The organism is Microbispora sp. ATCC PTA-5024, from assembly GCF_000511135.2.
Classification (GTDB): Bacteria; Actinomycetota; Actinomycetes; order Streptosporangiales; family Streptosporangiaceae; genus Microbispora; species Microbispora corallina.
Window position 1 is genome coordinate 240488 of record NZ_KI866525.1, and the last position, 18287, is coordinate 258774.

Sequence of the window (18287 nt, forward strand, 5' to 3'; positions counted from 1 at the left end):
CCCTAGGTGGCCTGCAGGTGGTGGTCTCCTGCCCGTCATGGCCTGGCGCCGACCCTGTCATCCTCGACGGGGACGAAGCAGGGTCGGGTCCGCGCAGCACACTGTGGCCGAATGGGTGCGCGGACGACTACGTGTCCTCCCCACGCACGTGGAGTGAGCCGGGGATCGACGCGGTGGGGAGTCCTCCCCACGCACTTGGGGTGAGCGGTCTAGCCTTCATGGAGCAGGCGGACTGACTGTGGGCAAAGTAGCCTGGCGGCGCAGCGGACGGACCGGGGAAGTTGAGCTGGGTGCGGTGTCGTCGACGGCGGACTTCATCACCTGGTCGACCGTGTGTGGGTGGTCGAGGGCGGCCAGTGCCGCCGCCGTACTGGCCCGGATGGCTACCGCAACATTGATAGCTTCCAGCGGCACGTTCTTCCTGGTCTCCAGCACCGACCGCAGTTCCTCGTCGCTCGGCACGGCACCGCCCGGACAGGCGCTCATCTCGTCCAACAGCTCGTGCGCCCGCTGCTCGGCGACGCGTTCCCACCGTGCGTGCTCCCAGTCCTCGCGGAATGGTCCGTGCTCGAACCGGTCGAACACCGTCTCGTGCCCCTCGCCGACGGTGACCGCCGCGCGGCGCGGGGCCGGGCCGCGGGTGTCGGGGGAGAACGACGGGGCGGCCTGGCGCAGCACCTCAAGGCGGTCCGCCCCGTTCGTGCGCAGCCGGTCGTAGTCGGCCATCGCGTGCGGGTGCAGCTTTCGTAGCCGCTCCTCGCACTTGCGTATAGCGGCCTCGGCGGTGGGCTCGTCGGCCGCGTGCGGCACGGCCGCGCTCCAGATCCTGCCGACGTCGAGTAGGTCGGCTGCGCCGAGCCAGCGGGCGTCGCAGGCGGGAGCCCAGCGGGTCCGGGCGGCTTGCCGTACGGCGTGCGCCTGCCGTTCCAGTTCCGCCGGGCGGCGAGGTCGCGGGCCTGGGCGATTTCGGCCCGGCGCCGTGCGATGTCGACTCCGACTTGGACGGTGACCGCGAGAAGCGAGGTCGGCTGGGCGGTGCGTCCGGCCGCCCGTCCCAGAGCTTCGCGCATCGGGTCGTCGTAGTGCTCACATCCATGCCGGGGCTCCCTGACCATGCTGCCGGGCTGCCTCGGAGAGTTCTGGTGCAGCCGTACGGGTTGAGGGTGAGTGGGAGGCGTCGGCGACACCGTGACCTGGGTGAGCAGCCGGTTGGCCCCTGGCGGGCGGCGGCTGCTTGGGCCACGTGCTGCTGGGCTCGGCGTAGGTCGGTGACCGCGGCGACGAGGGAGGCCAGCGCGCCGACCAGCACCACGCCGGCCGGGTCGCCGCCCTCCTCACGCCCCCGCTGCGCCACCACCCCGCACTCGTCATCGCCGCCGGCGTGGTCCTCGCCGTCGCCACCGGTGCCATCGCGGAAGCCACCCACGACCTGCATGTGTTCCTGGAACTCGCCGGTATCTGAGCCCCCGGCTGTTTGATCGTCTCGCCCCAGAGCCGCTCCTGCCTGCATCCCGCCGATCCGCTCGCGCCGCCGCCGAGCTGCCTGGGGGGCAAGAGTACGACTACCCGCACCTGCGGGCCTTCCTCCGCGGGGCCGTGGCCGGGCGTCCCCGTGCCGGCCGCATGCGCGCGCAGTCGCGTTCTCGCCGTCCTGGCGATCGGACGTGCCGTGACGGCCGGACGCGCTGAAAGGCATCCGCGATCATGTCGTCGGGCCGGCCCAAATTGCGGGCACCGAGCTTGATGAGTGCGCGGTATTCATAGCCAAGAAGCAGGTCGGCTCCAGCCCGCGCCCAGGCGCCGCGCTGCTCGCGCCAGGCGGTGTCGACCTCCGCGAGCAGCAGATTCAGATCCCAGGCGGGCGGAATCGACGGATAGATCAGAAACAGCGCAGCCCATCCCTGCGCGACCATGTCGAGGTTGAACGTGCGGCGGCGAGGGTTATCTCGTGGCGGAAGCGGATCGGCAGCGTTACCGGCGAACCAGGGCGCGGTGTAAGCGAGCAGGCGGCCCTTGGCCTCGACGAGCTCGCCCGTGGCGATCACAGCCATGTTGCGCTGACTCCCGTCCGGCCGGGCCAGCCGACTATTCATCATGCTGGTGTGAGTGGCGGCTGCCGCCTCACCGGCGGCCTGATGACGCTGCGCGGCGTCGGAGGTGATCCGCGCCACCAGGTACTCACGCAGGCCAGCCGGGAGCACGTCATAGGTGCCGCCCAGCAGGCGGGCCCGGGTCCGGTCGAGGAGGGCCTGCGCCATGGCCGGGCTGCCGCCATAATGCGTCTCGGGTGTGTCGATGGACACCATCCGCACCGCCATCGCGATGTTGGGGTGTCTCCGTCGGTCACTGACAGGAACTGATGGTCATTGGCCGGACGACTGGGACCGGTGAAGCCGAGGTCGACCATACCGCTCCCTACGGGCTGATTGCGGCTGAGCGGTCATCAGGACATCGCCGCGGATCACTCCAGCGTTCCGCATCCAGGCGCGACCCTCCGCTTGCCGCAAGGGACAGCACGGCGACGGACAAGCCCCGGTAAGAAACAGCAGCCTGCCGAACCTCGCCACTTGGTGACGGTCCGGGACGGGGCCTGCCGTCTGGTCCCGCGGTCCAACCACGCTCCAGAAGGCGGAAGGCCGACCCGCCTGACAGCGGCCCGGCCTTCTGAAATGCGCAAACGTGGTGGGCGATACTGGGATCGAACCAGTGACCTCTTCGGTGTGAACGAAGCGCTCTCCCGCTGAGCTAATCGCCCGGGACGGCCGGTCGCCTTGCGGTGCCGACGGGGAAAACCATACCGCACCCGGGGGGGTGCTGGCGAAAGCACGGCGAGCCCGTGCGCGCGTACCGGCTTCGCCAACAGCGTGGGAAAGGTTCGCCGGACAGACCACGGTGCGGCCGTCTCGTGTCATAGCATCGTGATGCCCCATGCTCGACCCATACGCACCACCTAAGATCAAATGTGGCCAATGGGACTGAGAAGGGGAGGTCGGGGACACGTAAAGCAGAGGTAAGACTGTGCCTGTTGACGATGTTTGAGCAGGTAGATGACCGAATGTCAAGCTGTGATGTGCGTTACAGAAGGGCTCGGAGGCGGAATCTTTCCTACGGGTCTCTTCGTTCGCCTCGTAGCACGAGCGGCGGACGAAGCCCGTCCGCGCAGTGATAGCCCCTGATTGGGGACCCGACGACGAAAAGGTTTGGCTGACGATGAACAGCACCACCGTCTCTGCCGAGCTGGGCCTTCGGCTTGTGGTCCCCGACCGTACGACCGTCCCCCTGCTCGCCGGCCTGAGCTACACGGCCGAGGACCCGTACGCCATCCGCATGGCCTTCCACGTGGGGAATGACGAGCCGGTCGAGTGGATCTTCGCCCGCGAGCTGCTGACCGTGGGCATCGTGCGCCGGGTGGGAGACGGGGACGTCCAGGTGTGGCCCGCCCGCTCCGACGGCGAGCGGACGCTGAACATCAGCCTCACCTCGCCCTTCGGCCAGGCGCTGTTCGAGGTGCCGCTGGCCCCGCTGACCGAGTTCCTGCACCGGACGTACGAGCTGGTGCCGGCCGGGCGGGAGACCGACTTCATGGACCTCGACGAGGAGCTCACCAACATGCTCTGGAGCTCCTGACCGGTCAGACGCCGTCCAGGATCCGCCGCATGCGGGTGATCTCCACCTGCTGCCCGGACATGACGTCCTGCGCCATCGCGAGCATGGCCCGGTCCCTGCCCGCCCTCAGCTCCTCCCCCGCCATCCGCAGGGCACCCTCGTGATGCCGGATCATCAGTGACAGGAACAACCGGTCGAAGTCGGCGCCGCGGGCCTCACGGAGGCGGTTGAGCTCGTCCGGCGTGGCCATGCCGTACCCGCCCGACGTGTGGTCGTGCGCCTCCGGCGCCGGGCGGCCGAGCGCCTCCAGCCACGACGTCATGACCGCGACCTCCGGACCCTGACCGGTCGCGATGCGGCCGGCCATCGCCGTCACGGACGGGTCGTCCGTGCGGGCCGCCGCCAGGCCGGCCATCTCGATCGCCTGCCTGTGGTGGGGGATCATCGCCTCGGCGAAGCGGACGTCCTGCGCCGCCGCCCGCGCCTGCGACTCCCCCAGCCGCTGTCCGGGCTCCGCCGTACGGCCCGGCTCCCCCGGGGCGCCGGGGACGACGACCGGGGCGCCGGAGCCCGCCACGAGCGGGGCCGGCCGCTCGGCGGACGAGCAGGCGGCCGGAGCGATCATTGCGAGCGCAACCGTTACGAAAGCGGCCCTCACCGGACGCCTGCCGGACATAGCTTCCATACTGGGCCACGTTGCCGAGAGATGGGGGCGCAGTGAGACGACCGGTGCTGACGGCGACGGCGGCGGCCGTCGTCCTCCTGTCCGCGGCCTGCACGGCCTCGGCGCCCGACCCGTCGTCCCCGCCCACCGCCGAATCGACGGCCGGGCAGACCGCCGGGCTGCCCGGCCAGGACGAGATCCGGCACAGCCCCAACATGACGGTCGTCGCCAACGTCCCCCTCCAGGCGCCGTTCGACGGGCCGCAGGCCTGGGGCACCGACATGGCGTTCGAGGGCGACTACGCGTACGTCGGCAACTACGAGGGCTTCACGGTCCACGACATCAGCGACCCGGCCCATCCGAAGGCCGTCTCCCGGGTCGTCTGCCCGGGCGGGCAGAACGACGTGTCGGTCGCGGGCGACCTGCTGTTCGTCTCGGTCGACGACCCGCGGACGGACGACACCTGCGCCGCCGGCCCTGGGGACCCCTCCGACCCGAAGGAGTGGGAGGGCGTCCGCATCTTCGACGTCTCCGACAAGACCGACCCCCGGTACGTGGCGTCGGTGCGCACCGAGTGCGGCTCCCACACGAACACGATCGTGCCCGGGAAGACCCCCGACGTGCTCTACCTGTACGTGTCCTCCCCCGGCCCGATCGACGACTCGCCGACCTGCCCGCCGCCCCACCAGAACATCTCGATCGTCGAGGTGCCGGTGAGGCACCCGGGCGACGCGCGGGTCGTCGCCACGCCGGCGCTGCTGGAGGGCACCTCCGATGAGGTATCGGCCGGGTGCCACGACATCACCGCGTACCCCGAGAAGGGGCTCGCGGCGGGGGCGTGCTTCGGCGACGGTGTGCTGATGGACATCTCCGACCCGGTGAAGCCGCGGGTGCTCCAGGTGGTGACGGACCAGGAGAACTTCTCCATCTGGCACTCGGCGACGTTCAACGACGCGGGGACCAAGGTCGTCTTCAGCGACGAGCTGGGCGGCGGGCTCGCGGCGACCTGCAACGCCCAGGTCAGCCCGGAGAAGGGCGCGGACGCCGTCTACTCCCTGACGCCCGACCGGCGGCTGGTCCGGCAGGGCTACTACAAGATCCCGCGTCCGCAGGGCCCGAAGGAGAACTGCGTGGCCCACAACGGCTCGCTCGTCCCCGTGCCGGGGCGGGACGTCATGGTCCAGGCGTGGTACATGGGCGGGGTCTCGGTGTGGGACTTCACCGACGCCGCCCGCCCCCGCGAGATCGCCTACTTCGAGCGGGGGCCGCTGGCGCCGGAGCTGGAACTCGGCGGCTCCTGGTCGGCGTACTACTACAACGGCTACATCTACTCCAGCGACATCACCAAGGGGCTGGACGTGCTGCGCCTCGACGATCCCCTGACGGCCCCGGCCGGGAAGGTGCGGATGACGGGGTTCAACCCGCAGAGCCAGCACCCGTACGGCCGGGGCTGAGCCGGCGGGGCGTCACGGGTCGAGGTCGCCCGCGGCCCGCTCGGCGAAGGCCTTCATGGCGGCCAGCGTGACCGGGCCGGGGGCGGCGGGCAGCACCACGCCGTTGACGGCCCTGATCGGCTGGATGTCCCGGGTGGTGGAGGTGAGGAACGCCTCCTCCGCCTCGTACAGCGCCGAGATCGGCACGTCGGCCTCCTCGCCGCCGTACCACTCGAGCGTGAGCGCCCGGGTGATTCCGGCCAGGCAGCCGGAGGCGAGCGTCGGCGTGATCAGGCGGCCGCCGGTGACGATGAAGATGTTGCTGCCGGTGCCCTCGCAGAGGTCGCCGGCGAGGTTCTCGAAGATCGCCTCCGCGCCGCCGCGCTCCTTGGCGTACGCGAGGGCCTTGGCGTTGTCGCCGTACGACGTGCTCTTGACGCCGGCGAGCGCGCCCCGCTCGTTGCGCGGCCAGGGCACGACGGCCACGTCGGCGGCCGCGGGGAACGGCGCCTGCTCGCCCACGATGACGATCGTGTTCGACCCGGCCCCGCCGCGGTCGGAGCCCAGCGGGCCCGGGCCGCTCGTGTAGGTGATCCTGATCCGGGCGAGCGGCCACTTCGGGGCGGCCGCAAGGCAGCGGCGCACGCCGTCGGCGATCGCGGCCAGGTCGGGCTCGGGGAGGTCCATCCGCTTGGCGGACAGCGCGAGGCGGTCGAGGTGCCGGGTGAGGGCGAAGGACTCGCCGTCGACCGCCTTGATCGTCTCGAACACTCCGTCGCCGACCATCAGACCGTGGTCGAACACCGACACCACGGCCTTGTCGGGCTCGTACAGCTCCCCGTTGACCCAGATGGGTACTGCCATCTCCTTCTCCGTTCCTATGCGCGCGGCCCGCCCTCCGACGCGAGCCCGATCAGCCGGGCGGCCTTGAGCTCGGTCTCGCGCCACTCCAGCCGGGGGTCGGAGCCCCAGGTGATGCCCGCGCCTGTGCCGAACCGGACCGTGTCGTGCTCGATCCAGAAGGTGCGGATGCCGACGGCCAGCGCCCCCTCGCGCCTGTCGGCGTCGACCCAGCCCACGGCCCCACAGTAGGGCCCGCGGGGCTCCGGTTCGAGCTCGTTGATGACGTGGAGCGCGGAGGACTTCGGCGCCCCCGTCACCGACCCGGGCGGGAAGGTGGCGGCGAACAGCTCCGGCCAGCCGGCTCCCCGGTCAAGCCGGGCCCGTACGGTCGACACCAGGTGGACCAGCCCGGGGTGCTCCTCGATCGCGAAGAGGGAGGGCACCGACACCGAGCCTACCGTGGCCACGCGGCCCAGGTCGTTGCGGACGAGGTCCACGATCATCAGGTTCTCCGGGTAGTCCTTCTCGAGGAGGTCGGCCGCGGTCGCCCCGGTCCCCTTGATCGGCCGCGACTCGATCAGCTCGCCTCTGCGCGACAGGTACAGCTCCGGCGAGGCCGACACCACGGCAAGCCCCGGCACGTCGATCACCGCGGCGTACGGCGCCGGGTTTCCCTCGGCCAGCCGCGCGGCCAGGGCGCGGGGGTCCGCCGGGCCGGGGAGGGGCGCGGACAGGATCCGGCACAGGTTGGCCTGGTAGACCTCGCCCCGCTCGATGTGGTCCCGGATCCGCTCCACGCCCCGCTCGTACGCCGTCCGGTCGAGCGAGCTGCGCCACGCGTCGCGCCGCGGGCCGTGCCAGGGGCGGGACGGCGGGGGCAGCGGCGCCGGGCGTACCCGGTCGAAGCGGGCGCAGGTCACCTTGCCCTCGTACGTCACGACGACGGCCCACCATCCCTCGCCGTCGAGGGCGGCGAGGTCGGTCGTCACGTCCCGCAGGCCGGTGGCCAGGCGTCCCCCGACGTGGGCGAATGCGTCGTGCACGCCTCCATTGTCGCAACCCGCCGCACGCCCGGCGAAACCGTCGTCCACCTCTCGCAGTGGTCAGGCGGGGACGCGGTCGCGCAGCAGGGCGAGGAGCGTGCGGGCGGCGGGGAGGGCCGTCGTGCGCGGCAGGGCCGCGTACACCGACCGCCGGGGGGCGAGGTCGCCGAGCCGCCGCAGCGCGATATCGCTCCGCACGGCCGGGGCGGCCATGGCCGGCACCAGCGTCACCCCGAGGCCGGCCGCGACGTACCCGAGCTTGCCGGTCCACTCCGCGATCCTGATGTCCACACGCGGGGTGAAGCCGGCCCGGGCGCAGGCGGCCGCGAGCATGGTGGCGCTGCCCGGGGGCGCGCCCTCGATCCAGCTCTCGTCCTTGAGGTCGCGCAGGTCGACCTCCTCCCAGGCGGCCAGCGGGTGGTCGGCGGGGAGGGCGACCAGGAGCTCGTCCTCCATCAGCGGCACGACCTCGGCGTCCTCCCCCGGCCCCAGCCCGGAGGGGTAGTCGCTGACCACGGCGATGTCGATCTCCCCCCGGCCGAGGGCCTCCATGAGCGCGCCGCTGAGGCCCTCCACGAGCGTCACCCCCACCTCGGGGCTCTCCTCGCGGAACGCGCGCAGGGCCGCGGGCACGAGCACCGCGTTGGCCGTGGCGAACGCCCCCACGCGCAGCCGCCCGCCCGTCCCGGTGTGGATGGCCGACAGCTCCTCGCCGGCCCGGCGCAGGCGTTCCAGCACCTCACGGGCGTGGCGGTGCAGCGCCCGCCCCGCAGGCGTCAGCCGTACGCCGCGGGGAAGCCGCTCGAACAGCGGGCCGCCCGCCTCGGCCTCAAGGGAGGCGATCCGGCGGGAGACGGCGGACTGGGTGTAGCTGAGCTGGAGGGCGGCCGCCGTGAAGGACCCGGTACGGGCCACGATGTCGAGCAGCACCAGCGCGTCGGTCTCGAACATGCTCCCATCCATGAGTTCGCGGTATGGCTTCCATGCGATCTAATCGCTGGTGGAATAGGAGGATCCTCCACTAGCGTCCCGGCCGTGATCGCATTTCTGGGGTTGGGGCGCATGGGCGCCCCCATGGCCGGGCGGCTGGTCGCCGCCGGGCACGACGTGACCGTATGGAACCGTACGCCGAAACAGGTGCCCGGCGCGCGCTCGGCCCCCTCACCGGAGGAAGCCGTGACGGAAGCGGACATTGTGGTGACGATGCTCAGCGATCCGCGGGCCGTGGAGGACGTCGTGGGGGCCGCGGCGCCGGGACTGCGGCCGGGGTCGGCGCTCGCGGAGATGTCCACGATCGGGCCCGACGCCGTCCGGCGGGTGCGCGGCCTGCTCCCCGAGGGGGTGGCCCTGGTCGACGCCCCCGTGCTCGGCAGCGTCGGACCGGCCGCGGACGGCACGCTGACCGTGCTCGCGGGCGGCGCGCCCGGCGACGTCGCCCGCGTGCGGGAGGTGCTGTCCGTCTTCGGGACCGTCAGGGAGACGGGCGGCCCGGGCACGGGCGCGGCGACCAAGCTGGCCGTGATGAACGTGTTCGTCTCCGCCCAGGTGGGGCTGGCCGAGGGCCTCGCCTACGCGCGGGCGCTCGGGCTGGACCGGTCGGCCGTCCTCGACGTGCTGGCCGCCACACCGCTCGGGCCGCTCGCGGAGCGGCTGCGGCCCGCCGTCGAATCGGGCCCGTTCGAGACGCGGTACGCGCTGGGCCTGGCGGCCAAGGATCTGCGGCTCGGCACCGAGGGCCCGGGGAGCGCCCAGTCGGTGGCCGCGGCGGCCCGCGACCGGCTGGCCGAGGCGGCCGCGGCGGGCCTGGCGGATCGGGACCTCACGGCGATCATCCCGTTCGCCGAGGCCGCCGGCCCGCCGGAGCCGGTGCGCAGGCTGAACCCGGCCTCGGTCCCCGCGACCAACGGCAACTACTCGCACGCCACCCGGGCCGGCGACCTGCTCTTCGTCTCCGGCCAGGTGGCCCTCGACGAGGACGACCGGGTCGTGGGCGAGGGCGACATGACCCGCCAGGCCGAGTTCGTCATGGAGAACCTGCGCCGCATCCTCGCCGACCAGGGCTCGTCGTTCGACCGGGTGCTGCACATCCGGACGTTCCTGACCGACATGGACCTGCTGCCGCAGTACGTGGCCGTGCGGCGGCGCCACATCACGGGCGAGCCGCCCGCGAGCACAACGGTCGAGGTGCCGCGGCTGTTCCGCCCCGGCCTGCTCCTGGAGGTCGAGCTGGTCGCCGCCGTCTCCTGACCGCCCGGGTCTCGGGTTCTCAGGCGAGGGCGCCGACGGCGGACTCGGCGGCGTTGACCACGGTGCCGTCGGCGACGAGCTGGACGGCCGCCTCGATCTCCGGGGCGAGGAACCGGTCGGGGCCGGGGCCCGCCACGGCCTCGCGCAGCGCCCGCACGACCGCGCCCGTGCCGGGAGCGGGCTCGTGGGGGCGGCGCAGGTCGAGGGCCCGGGCCGCGGTCAGCAGCTCCACGGCGAGCACGCGGGTGAGGCCGTCGACGGCCCTGCGCAGCTTGCGCCCGGCCGACCAGCCCATGGAGACGTGGTCCTCCTGCATGGCCGAGCTCGGGATCGAGTCGACGCTCGCGGGCGCCGCCAGCCGCTTCAGCTCCGACACGACGGCCGCCTGCGTGTACTGGGCGATCATGTGCCCGGAGTCCACGCCGGGGTCGTCGGCCAGGAAGGCCGGCAGGCCGTGGCTGCGCGCCACGTCGAGCATCCGGTCGGTCCGCCGCTCGGAGATCGAGGCGAGGTCGGCCACCGCGATCGCCAGGAAGTCCAGCACATACGCCACGGGGGCGCCGTGGAAGTTGCCGTTCGACTCCACCCGGCCGTCGGCCAGCACGACCGGGTTGTCGATGGCGCTCGCCAGCTCGCGGGAGGCCACGGTCGCGGCGTGGGCCATGGTGTCCCGGGCGGCGCCGGCCACCTGCGGGGCGCAGCGCAGCGAGTACGCGTCCTGGACGCGGGTGCACGAGCCGTCCCGGTGGGAGGCCATCACCCCGGAGCCGGCGAGCAGCGCCCGCATGTTGGCCGCCGCGGCGGCCTGCCCCGGGTGCGGGCGCAGCGCCTGCAGGTCGGCCGCGAACACGTAGTCGGTGCCGAGGAGGGCCTCGACGCTCATGGCCGCCGTGATGTCCGCGGTCCTGAGCAGGCGGGTGAGGTCGCCGAGGGCGAGCACCAGCATGCCGAGCATGCCGTCGGTGCCGTTGATCAGGGCGAGGCCCTCCTTGGCGGCCAGCTCGACCGGCTCGATCCCGCACTCCTTGAGCGCCTCGCCGGCCTGCCTGATCCGTCCGTACGCGTCCCGGACCACGCCCTCGCCCATGATCGTCAGGGCGACGTGGGACAGCGGCGCGAGGTCCCCCGAGCAGCCGAGGCTGCCGTACTCGTGGACGACCGGCGTGATCTTCGCGTTCAGGAGGGACTCCAGGACGCGGGCCGTGGCCGGCCGGACCCCGGTGTGGCCGCTGGCGAGCGTCCGCAGGCGCAGCAGCATCATCGCCCGGGTGACCTCGGTCTCGACCTCCGGACCCGAGCCGGCGGCGTGCGAGCGGACCAGGCTGCGCTGGAGCCGCGCCCGCAACGACGGGTCGATGTGCCGGGTGGCGAGGGCGCCGAAACCGGTGGAGACGCCGTACGCGGGGGTGTCGCCCTCCGCCAGCTCCTCGATCCTCCCGCGGGAGGCGGCCATCTCCGCGATCGCGTCGTCCGTCAGCCGCACCGGCGCGTTGTACCGGGCGACCCGGACGACGTCCTCGAAGGCGAGCGGCTCGGGCCCGACGGCGACGACCTCGTTGTCGTGCATCGTCCTACTCTTTCACGTTCCTGGACCTCTAAGAGGTAACCAGCGTATCGCAGCTTAGGTCCTTACACCCGAGGGTCGCGGCAAGTCCGTCCCGGCCGGCCTCGGTCAGCCGGAGAGCCCTGCGCGCCGAGCCGCGGACCAGCCATCGCGCGTCCAGGAGCCGTTCCAGCAGGGCGGCGCCCAGCGCCCCGCCGAGGTGGGGCCTGCGCTCCAGCCAGTCGAGGCAGCCGGGGGCGAACCGGCGGCGGCTGAGCCGTGCGGCCTCGACGTCCACGCCCAGGCCGGCCAGCGCCGCCGCGCCCGCGTCGGTGATCCGCCGCGCGCCCTCCTCCTCGTCGAGCAGCCGGCCCTCCCGGACCAGCGCGTCGTAGATCTCCACGCCCACCCGCCCGGCGAGGTGGTCGTAGCAGGTCCGGGCCTCGCGCAACAGGCGGGCCTGCCGCGACTGCCGCAGGGACCGCACGGCCGGCCGGTCGCTGACCCGGGCCAGCACCTCGAGCACCGCGGCGACGTCGGGGCCCGCGAGGCGGTAGTAGCGGTGCCTCCCCTGGCTGACCACGGTGACGAGGCCGCCGTCCAGCAGCCGGGCCAGGTGGGAGCTCGCGGTGGGAGCGCTCACCCCCGCCAGGCGGGCCAGTTCACCCGCCGCGAGGGCCCTGCCGTCCAGCAGGGCGGTGAGCATGGCGGCGCGCGCCGGATCGGCGATCAGGGCCGCCACCGGGGCGACGTCGGCGTCCATGGCGATGTACTCGGCGGGCATGTATCGACCGTAGACCAGCGATTCTTCGACGGCGGTCGAAGGATCCGGATTCTGATTTGGGTACTCGGCGGGGATTGGATAAAGTGCTCTGCGTGAGTCCGGTGACGGACAGCACGCGGAAGTGGCTCAGTGGTAGAGCATCACCTTGCCAAGGTGAGGGTCGCGGGTTCGAATCCCGTCTTCCGCTCGGAGCTTGACCCGGTGGAGTGGCCGAGAGGCGAGGCAGCGGCCTGCAAAGCCGCGTACACGGGTTCAAATCCCGTCTCCACCTCTGCATATGCACACGGGCGATTAGCTCAGCGGGAGAGCGCTTCCCTGACACGGAAGAGGTCACTGGTTCAATCCCAGTATCGCCCACCAGGAACGGGCCCCGGCGACGCCGGGGCCCGTCGTGCTTTCCGCCCCCCTCCCGAGGGAGCCTGCGAGGATGGCCCCATGCTGATCCGCATCGAGGGCGTGGACCTGCCGGGACGCGACTGCCCCGCCGCCCAGGGCTTTCCGGGGTACACGGGCGTGCACGTGGGGGTGCAGCGCCGCAACCGGCCCGGGGGGATCGACGGCCTCCAGCCGGGGGACGCGCCGTCCGCCCTTTGGACCCTGGAGTGCACGGCACTGGCCGGCCCGGACGGCGTCGACATCCGGGGGCCGTACGTCCAGGGCGGGCCGGGCGGCCGGTTCGTCTACCTGTCGTGGGGCACGGCCGATCCGGCCGGCGGCCTCACCGTGTTCCGCCGGGCCAAGCTCATGCTCGACGCCGTCGCCCCGGAGGTCGCCCGGGCGGCCGTGGAGTCGGGCACGCTGGTCGGCCGGCTCGGCCTCACCGACGCCAAGGGCCATCCGCTGTGCGCGGCCGTACGGCCGCCGGCGATCACCTGGACCGCCGCGGGCTGACCGTCCGGGGGCGGCGGCTACTCGGGCCGGGCGGAGAGCTGGTCGAACAGCTCCAGCGCGGCCTTGCGCACGTCGTCGGGGGCGAGCCCGTCGAGGGTGGTGCGGGCCTGGGACAGGTCGCGCGTGGTGGCGAACGTGATGGCGACCGACTTGGCGGCGGCGTGGCGCAGCGACCCGGTGGGGGCGCTGTCGGCGAGCTTCTCCGCGGTCGCGGCCAGGTCCAGGTTGTCTTTGCTGAGAGAGGTCACGCGTTCTCCTGGGATGATGGCGGCTTGGCCCATTATCCGCGACACCGACCGGTTCCGGGGAGTGGGTACCGGAGAACGGCATGTCGCCGCCCGGCTCAGCCCACGGCCTTCCGCACGGCCTCGGCCAGGCGGAGCAGGTGGTCGTCGTCGCGCGCGGTGAGCTGGAGGTCCACGAACGCCTCGTGCACCCCGGCCGCGGCCGTCTCCGCCAGGTAGCCGGCGATCTGGGCGACCGTCCCCGCCCTCGGCACACGGGAGGGGTCGACCGGCTCGTCCGTGATGATCGGATTGCACCGCAGGGCCATCCGCAAGGCGCCGGGGTCGCGCCCGGCCTCCTCGGCGGCCCGGCGGACCACGTCCCACATCCCGGTCAGCAGGGGCGGCGGCAGGGCGGCGGGCAGCCAGCCGTCGGCCCTGCGGCCCACGCGGCGCAGCGCCGCCGGCGCGAACCCGGCCAGGTACACGGGCGGGCGGCGGGCCGGCTTGGGGAGGACGTGGCTCGGGGCGACCGTCCACGGGCCGCCGGCGTAGGAGACGGGGTCGGCGGTCCAGACGGCCTCCAGCACGTCGAGGACCCCCTCCAGCCGGGCGCCCCGCCCCTTCCACGGCACGCCCGAGGCGGCGTACTCGTCGGAGGACCAGCCGAGGCCGAGCCCCACGACCAGACGCCCGCCGCTGAACAGGTCGACCGTGGTCAGGGACCGGGCCAGCGCGACCGGCGGGTACAGCGGGCCGTTCAGCACGCTCGTGCCGAGCCGCGGCCGGACGGTGCAGGCGGCGGCGACGGTCAGCACGGCGACCGGGTCGAGGAAGACCCGCTGGGCCTCGGGGATCCTGCCGTCCCCGCCCGGGTAGGGGTCCCGGGGCCGGAGGGGGGTGAGCAGGCGGTCGCCCACCCACAGGGAGGCGAAGCCCATCGACTCGGCCTCGCGGGCGACCAGGCGGACGCTGCCGAGTGAGGCGAACGGCCCGTACTGCGCGAGGGCGAGGCCGAGGTCCACCGCTCCGCCCTCAGACCTTGCGGCCCACGCCGCACAGGATGAGCGACCGCTCCGGGGGCTCCAGCAGGTACGTCTCGTCTGGGCGCCACTCGGGCAGCCAGACGACGCCGGGCTCCACCAGGTCGAAGCCCTCGAACAGGCCCTCGATCTCGGGGCGGGTCCGCAGGACCAGCGGCGCCGTCGCGCTCCGGTACACCTGTGTGCCGGTCGCCACGGCCTCCTGCCGGGCCTCGCGGGTCCCGTGGGACAGCACGAGGAAGCTGCCCGGCGGCAGCGCGTCGCGGAACGTCCCGAGGATGCCCGCCGGGTCGTCCTCCTCGGAGATGAAATGCATGATCGCCACGAGCAGCAGGCCGACCGGCCGGTCGAAGTCGATCGCCTTGACGACGTCGGGATGGCCGAGGATCTCCTCGGGCCGCCGCAGGTCGCCCTCCACCACGGTGGTCGCGTCCCCGCTGCGCGCGAGCAGGGCGCGGGCGTGGTTCAGCACCACGGGGTCGTTGTCCACATACACCACCTGCGGCCGGTCGACCACGGTCGCCGCCACCTCGTGGACGTTCCCCTGTGTCGGCAGGCCGGTGCCCACGTCGAGGAACTGCGTGACCCCGGACGCGGCCAGGAAGCGGACGGCGCGGCCGAGGAAGGCCCGGTTCTCGCGGGCGGCGGTGCGCACCTCGGGGGCGACGGCGAGGACGCGCTCGGCCGCCTCGCGGTCCGACGCGAAGTTGTCCTTGCCGCCGAGGTAGTAGTCGTACAGACGGGCGACGCTCGGGACTTTCGGGTCGAAGATCCCTGGCTCGTGATCCTTGTCCAACAGGCGCTCCCCCGTGCATCGGCCTGAGCTTTCCAGACAATGATCAGGATATATACCTTTCGCTCTTTGTCAGCATCCCCCTGTCATCCGTGTCAGCCGCGGCCCAGCCGGATCCGTACGACGAGGTCGTGGAGGGCGTCGCGGGCCGAGGCCGTCTCCGGCAGCCGGGAGGCGTCCCTGGCCTCCTCCAGCCCGGCGGCGAGCCGGTCCAGGTCGCGGTCGAGCAGGTCGCGGCCGGGCGCGGCGTCCGGCAGCGCGCCGTGCTCGGCCTCCCGCTTCGCGGCGACCAGGTCGGGCAGGTACGGCGGCCCGCCCGCCAGCAGGGTCAGGTCGGCCACGAGCGCGCCGGTCCGCATGAGAAGGGCGCCCGTCAGCAGCACCCGGAAGGCGTACAGCAGGGGCTTCAGCTCGCCCGTCCGCCCGAACAGCCGCCGCTGGGTGCGGGCGAACCCGAGGTAGTGATGGGCGTGGTGGCGGGTGACGCAGCCGGGCGCCAGGGAGCGCAGCTCCTCGTGCCAGGGCGAGGAGCGCACCACCAGCGGGCTGAGCAGCTGCTCCAGCACGTAGCCGTTGCGCTCCAGCAGCATGCGGCAGAACTTCGCCAGGTCGTGGGTGACGAGGTCGACCTCCACGCCGTCCCGCACCCACGACCTGACCAGGGTCTGCTCCCCGGTCCTCAGGCCGACCACCTCCTCGGGCGGCAGGACGTGGACGCCCCTCAGGTCGACGTCGGAGTCCCGGGAGGGGAACCCGTACAGGTGGGCGCCGCTGACGGTCGCGAACGCGAGCGGGTACGGCTGCTCGCCGGCGACCTCCCCGAGCCAGCCCGGCAGCACGGCGGTCACAGGGCCGACCTCCGCACCGAGACGAGGAACTCCTCCACCCGGTCGCGGTCGGGCCGCCCGGGCAGCGCTGACACGCCGGCGGCGGACAGGTCGCGCAGCTCGCGGGCCAGGTCGTCGCGCCAGCGCCACACCTCGTCCCATCCCGCCTCGCCCCGCCGTACGGCGAGGAGGCGGTCGCGGTGGCCGTCCACCCGCACGAGCGGCTCGCCGTGCCGCGCCAGGTGGACGGCGCTCAGCGTGACCCGGATCGCGTGCATCGCCATCTTGCGGCGCCGCCTCTCCACGCTCTCGTCCGGCTCCCGGGTCTCGTCACGGCCGCCGGACCCGGACGGCCGGGCGAGACGCCGGAACTGGCGGTCGGCGTACTCGCCGAAGGTCTCCAGCGCCCGCCGCGACAGGAAGGCCCGCCGCATCGCCCGCAGCTCGTCGCCCTGCGGTGCCGAGCGCTCGACGATCGGCGTCCAGAGGCACTCCAGGACCGTGGGGTTGGCCCGCAGCGCCAGCTCGCAGAAGCGCTCGACCTCCCAGGAGAACTGCTCGGGCAGCGGCCCCTCCATGTGCGCCGGCGGCTTGTCGAGACGCCAGAACAGCGGGGTCGGCACGACGAACACGCCCCGCCGGTCGGTGTCCGACTCCTCGGTCTCCAGCCCGTACGCCCGCGACCCGACCACGACCGACAGCACGGTCCGATCGAGCACCTGGAACTCCATGCCGAGGGATCCTGCCACAGCCGCTCTCTGTAGGCTCCTGGGCGGCTCGGCGAACGGCGGGAAGGGCACGGATCGGGATGGGTGACTACGGGCACGAGCTGTGGTTCGGGGCGTTCCTCACCCCGGGCGCGGAGGGGCGTCACCGGCTCGTGCGGCAGGCGGCGCTGGCGGAGGAGGCGGGCCTCGACATCGTCGGCGTGCAGGACCACCCGTACCAGCCGGCGTTCCTGGACGCGTGGACGCTGCTGTCGGTCATGGCGGCGCGGACCGAGCGGATCCGGCTGTTCCCCGACGTGGCCAACCTGCCGCTGCGCCCGCCGGCCGTGCTGGCCCGCGCGGCCGCCTCGCTCGACCTGCTCAGCGGGGGACGGGTGGAGCTCGGCCTCGGGGCCGGCGCGTTCTGGGACGGGATCGCCGCCATGGGCGGCCCCCGCCGCACGCCGAAGGACGCGGTGGACGCGCTGGAGGAGGCGATGACGGTCATCCGGGCCCTGTGGACGCCCGGACCCGAGGTCCGCCTGGAGGGGGCGCACTACCGGCTGGACGGGGCCAGGCCCGGGCCGTTCCCGCCGCATCCGATCGGGCTGTGGGTCGGCGCGTACCGGCGCAGGATGCTGGAGCTGACCGGGCGGCTGGGCGACGGCTGGGTCCCCTCATCGGGGTACGCCGCCCCCGACGAGCTGGGCGGGATGACGCGGATCCTCGACGAGGCGGCCGAGCGGGCGGGGCGCGACCCGGCGGCCGTCCGGCGCGTCTACAACGTCTCGGGACGCCTGTCCCGCGTCCCCGGCGCGGGCTTCCTCGACGGGCCGCCCGCTCTGTGGGCCGACCAGCTCGCCGACCTCGCCCTGCGGCACGGCGTCAGCGTGTTCGTGCTGGCGACCGACGACGACCGGGACCTGAAGGCGTTCGCCGGCGAGGTCGCGCCGGCGGTCCGCGAGGCCGTCACGCGGGAGCGGACCCCGGCCGGTCCCGGTCCGGCGGAGACCGCCCCCGCCGTCGCGCCCCCCGCGGTCGTCCTCACGGGGAACGGGCGGCTGGACGAGGCGGGCCGCCCGCGCCTGCCCAAGCGCGACCTCGCCGCCCTGGCCCCCGCGCAGCAGGCGAACGGGCGGCGGCTCGTGCTCATCCACGACCACCTCCGCCAGGAGCTCGCCCAGATCAGGGACGCCCTGGAGCAGGTCGCGGCGGGGAGCGCCGACGCCGCGGCCATGCGGTCGATGATCAACCAGCTGACCATGCGGCAGAACCACTGGACGCTCGGCACGTTCTGCGCGTCGTACTGCCGCCTGCTGACGACCCACCACACGATCGAGGACGAGCACATGTTCCCGATGCTGGCGCGGGCGCAGGCGTCCCTCGCGCCGGTGGTGGAGCGGCTGGAGCAGGAGCACGAGGTGATCGCCGGCGTGCTCACCGCCCTCGACGCCGCGCTCGTGGCGATGATCGAGGACCCCGGCCGGCTCGATGGGGTCCGCGAGCAGGTCGACGTGCTGGCGGACGTGCTGCTGTCGCACCTCGACTACGAGGAGGAGGAGCTGGTCGAGCCGATCGCCCGGCTGAACCTCGACATCTGAGCCCGAGGGCGGCGGCCGGCAGCGGCGGGGGTCGCCAG

General features: G+C 73.3%; 18 protein-coding genes and 4 tRNA genes. 8 read left to right on the forward strand and 14 right to left on the reverse strand.

Features of this window, described 5'->3' with window-relative positions; genetic code table 11:
• Positions 1 to 216: 216 nt before the first annotated feature.
• The 3 genes from MPTA5024_RS27045 to MPTA5024_RS27055 form a co-directional block, all read right to left on the reverse strand.
• Positions 217 to 810 (reverse strand): hypothetical protein, encoded by a 594-nt coding sequence (locus MPTA5024_RS27045; protein ID WP_036329834.1) that lies wholly within the window; start codon positions 808 to 810, stop codon positions 217 to 219.
• 752 nt (positions 811 to 1562) lie between these two features.
• Complete coding sequence (locus MPTA5024_RS27050) at positions 1563 to 2306, reverse strand: hypothetical protein (protein WP_157099756.1); 744 nt, start codon at positions 2304 to 2306, stop codon at positions 1563 to 1565.
• Between the two features lie 374 nt (positions 2307 to 2680).
• A tRNA-Val gene (locus tag MPTA5024_RS27055) sits at positions 2681 to 2755 on the reverse strand.
• A gap of 455 nt (positions 2756 to 3210) precedes the next feature.
• Here MPTA5024_RS27055 and MPTA5024_RS27060 point away from each other — a divergent pair.
• Positions 3211 to 3627 carry an SsgA family sporulation/cell division regulator gene (locus MPTA5024_RS27060; RefSeq protein WP_036329836.1) on the forward strand — a complete coding sequence of 139 codons (417 nt, stop codon included), beginning with the start codon at positions 3211 to 3213 and terminating at the stop codon, positions 3625 to 3627.
• A gap of 4 nt (positions 3628 to 3631) precedes the next feature.
• Here MPTA5024_RS27060 and MPTA5024_RS27065 read toward each other — a convergent pair whose 3' ends face one another.
• Entirely contained in the window at positions 3632 to 4231 is a 600-nt protein-coding gene (locus tag MPTA5024_RS27065) for a DUF305 domain-containing protein (protein ID WP_232326660.1), read from the reverse strand.
• 92 nt (positions 4232 to 4323) lie between these two features.
• Here MPTA5024_RS27065 and MPTA5024_RS27070 point away from each other — a divergent pair, with 92 nt between their 5' ends.
• Complete coding sequence (locus MPTA5024_RS27070; protein ID WP_198167422.1) at positions 4324 to 5724, forward strand: LVIVD repeat-containing protein; 1401 nt, start codon at positions 4324 to 4326, stop codon at positions 5722 to 5724.
• Positions 5725 to 5736: 12 nt separating this feature from the next.
• On the opposite strand, the gene MPTA5024_RS27075 is transcribed toward MPTA5024_RS27070, so the two are convergent.
• Genes MPTA5024_RS27075 through MPTA5024_RS27085 form a run of 3 tightly spaced genes read right to left on the reverse strand, consistent with a single transcriptional unit; the run spans position 5737 to position 8540 of the window.
• Positions 5737 to 6567, reverse strand: coding sequence for an aminotransferase class IV (locus MPTA5024_RS27075; protein WP_157099757.1), 831 nt, complete (start codon positions 6565 to 6567; stop codon positions 5737 to 5739).
• A gap of 14 nt (positions 6568 to 6581) precedes the next feature.
• The gene (locus tag MPTA5024_RS27080) at positions 6582 to 7589 is read right to left on the reverse strand and encodes a chorismate-binding protein (RefSeq protein ID WP_036329840.1); all 1008 of its coding nucleotides are present in this window, start codon (positions 7587 to 7589) and stop codon (positions 6582 to 6584) included.
• Positions 7590 to 7649: 60 nt separating this feature from the next.
• On the reverse strand, positions 7650 to 8540 hold the full coding sequence (locus MPTA5024_RS27085) for a LysR family transcriptional regulator (protein ID WP_036329842.1): 891 nt from the start codon (positions 8538 to 8540) through the stop codon (positions 7650 to 7652).
• An 84-nt stretch (positions 8541 to 8624) separates the two neighbouring features.
• On the opposite strand from MPTA5024_RS27085, the gene MPTA5024_RS27090 reads away from it, so the two are divergent.
• Entirely contained in the window at positions 8625 to 9836 is a 1212-nt protein-coding gene (locus MPTA5024_RS27090) for an NAD(P)-binding domain-containing protein (protein WP_084370050.1), read from the forward strand.
• 19 nt (positions 9837 to 9855) lie between these two features.
• On the opposite strand, the gene hutH is transcribed toward MPTA5024_RS27090, so the two are convergent.
• Entirely contained in the window at positions 9856 to 11403 is a 1548-nt protein-coding gene (gene hutH, locus MPTA5024_RS27095) for a histidine ammonia-lyase (protein ID WP_036329845.1), read from the reverse strand.
• 28 nt (positions 11404 to 11431) lie between these two features.
• A complete protein-coding gene (locus tag MPTA5024_RS27100; RefSeq protein ID WP_084370051.1) occupies positions 11432 to 12163 on the reverse strand; it encodes an ArsR/SmtB family transcription factor in 732 nt (243 codons plus the stop codon).
• A 115-nt stretch (positions 12164 to 12278) separates the two neighbouring features.
• Between MPTA5024_RS27100 and MPTA5024_RS27105 the strand changes: the two genes are divergently transcribed.
• The 4 genes from MPTA5024_RS27105 to MPTA5024_RS27120 all read left to right on the forward strand — a co-directional run bounded on the left by MPTA5024_RS27105 (position 12279) and on the right by MPTA5024_RS27120 (position 13054).
• Positions 12279 to 12350: transfer RNA gene (locus MPTA5024_RS27105), tRNA-Gly, on the forward strand.
• Positions 12351 to 12363: 13 nt separating this feature from the next.
• Positions 12364 to 12434 (forward strand) — tRNA-Cys (locus tag MPTA5024_RS27110).
• 14 nt (positions 12435 to 12448) lie between these two features.
• Positions 12449 to 12523 (forward strand) — tRNA-Val (locus MPTA5024_RS27115).
• 75 nt (positions 12524 to 12598) lie between these two features.
• Positions 12599 to 13054, forward strand: coding sequence for a DUF5990 family protein (locus MPTA5024_RS27120; protein ID WP_036329847.1), 456 nt, complete (start codon positions 12599 to 12601; stop codon positions 13052 to 13054).
• A 17-nt stretch (positions 13055 to 13071) separates the two neighbouring features.
• On the opposite strand, the gene MPTA5024_RS27125 is transcribed toward MPTA5024_RS27120, so the two are convergent.
• The 5 genes from MPTA5024_RS27125 to MPTA5024_RS27145 all read right to left on the reverse strand — a co-directional run bounded on the left by MPTA5024_RS27125 (position 13072) and on the right by MPTA5024_RS27145 (position 16690).
• Positions 13072 to 13302, reverse strand: coding sequence for a hypothetical protein (locus tag MPTA5024_RS27125; protein WP_036329850.1), 231 nt, complete (start codon positions 13300 to 13302; stop codon positions 13072 to 13074).
• 95 nt (positions 13303 to 13397) lie between these two features.
• Positions 13398 to 14303: a TIGR03619 family F420-dependent LLM class oxidoreductase gene (locus MPTA5024_RS27130; protein WP_036329851.1), complete on the reverse strand. Its 906-nt coding sequence runs from the start codon at positions 14301 to 14303 to the stop codon at positions 13398 to 13400.
• 10 nt (positions 14304 to 14313) lie between these two features.
• The gene (locus MPTA5024_RS27135; RefSeq protein WP_198167423.1) at positions 14314 to 15117 is read right to left on the reverse strand and encodes an SAM-dependent methyltransferase; all 804 of its coding nucleotides are present in this window, start codon (positions 15115 to 15117) and stop codon (positions 14314 to 14316) included.
• Between the two features lie 92 nt (positions 15118 to 15209).
• Positions 15210 to 15962, reverse strand: a complete 753-nt coding sequence (locus tag MPTA5024_RS27140; RefSeq protein WP_051458738.1) for a nucleotidyltransferase domain-containing protein — start codon at positions 15960 to 15962, stop codon at positions 15210 to 15212.
• Positions 15959 to 16690 carry a nucleotidyltransferase domain-containing protein gene (locus tag MPTA5024_RS27145; RefSeq protein WP_157099758.1) on the reverse strand — a complete coding sequence of 244 codons (732 nt, stop codon included), beginning with the start codon at positions 16688 to 16690 and terminating at the stop codon, positions 15959 to 15961. Before MPTA5024_RS27145 ends, MPTA5024_RS27140 begins: the two co-directional genes overlap by 4 nt.
• Positions 16691 to 16749: 59 nt before the next feature.
• Here MPTA5024_RS27145 and MPTA5024_RS27150 point away from each other — a divergent pair, with 59 nt between their 5' ends.
• The gene (locus MPTA5024_RS27150; RefSeq protein WP_036329855.1) at positions 16750 to 18249 is read left to right on the forward strand and encodes an LLM class flavin-dependent oxidoreductase; all 1500 of its coding nucleotides are present in this window, start codon (positions 16750 to 16752) and stop codon (positions 18247 to 18249) included.
• The last annotated feature ends 38 nt before the right edge of the window (positions 18250 to 18287 follow it).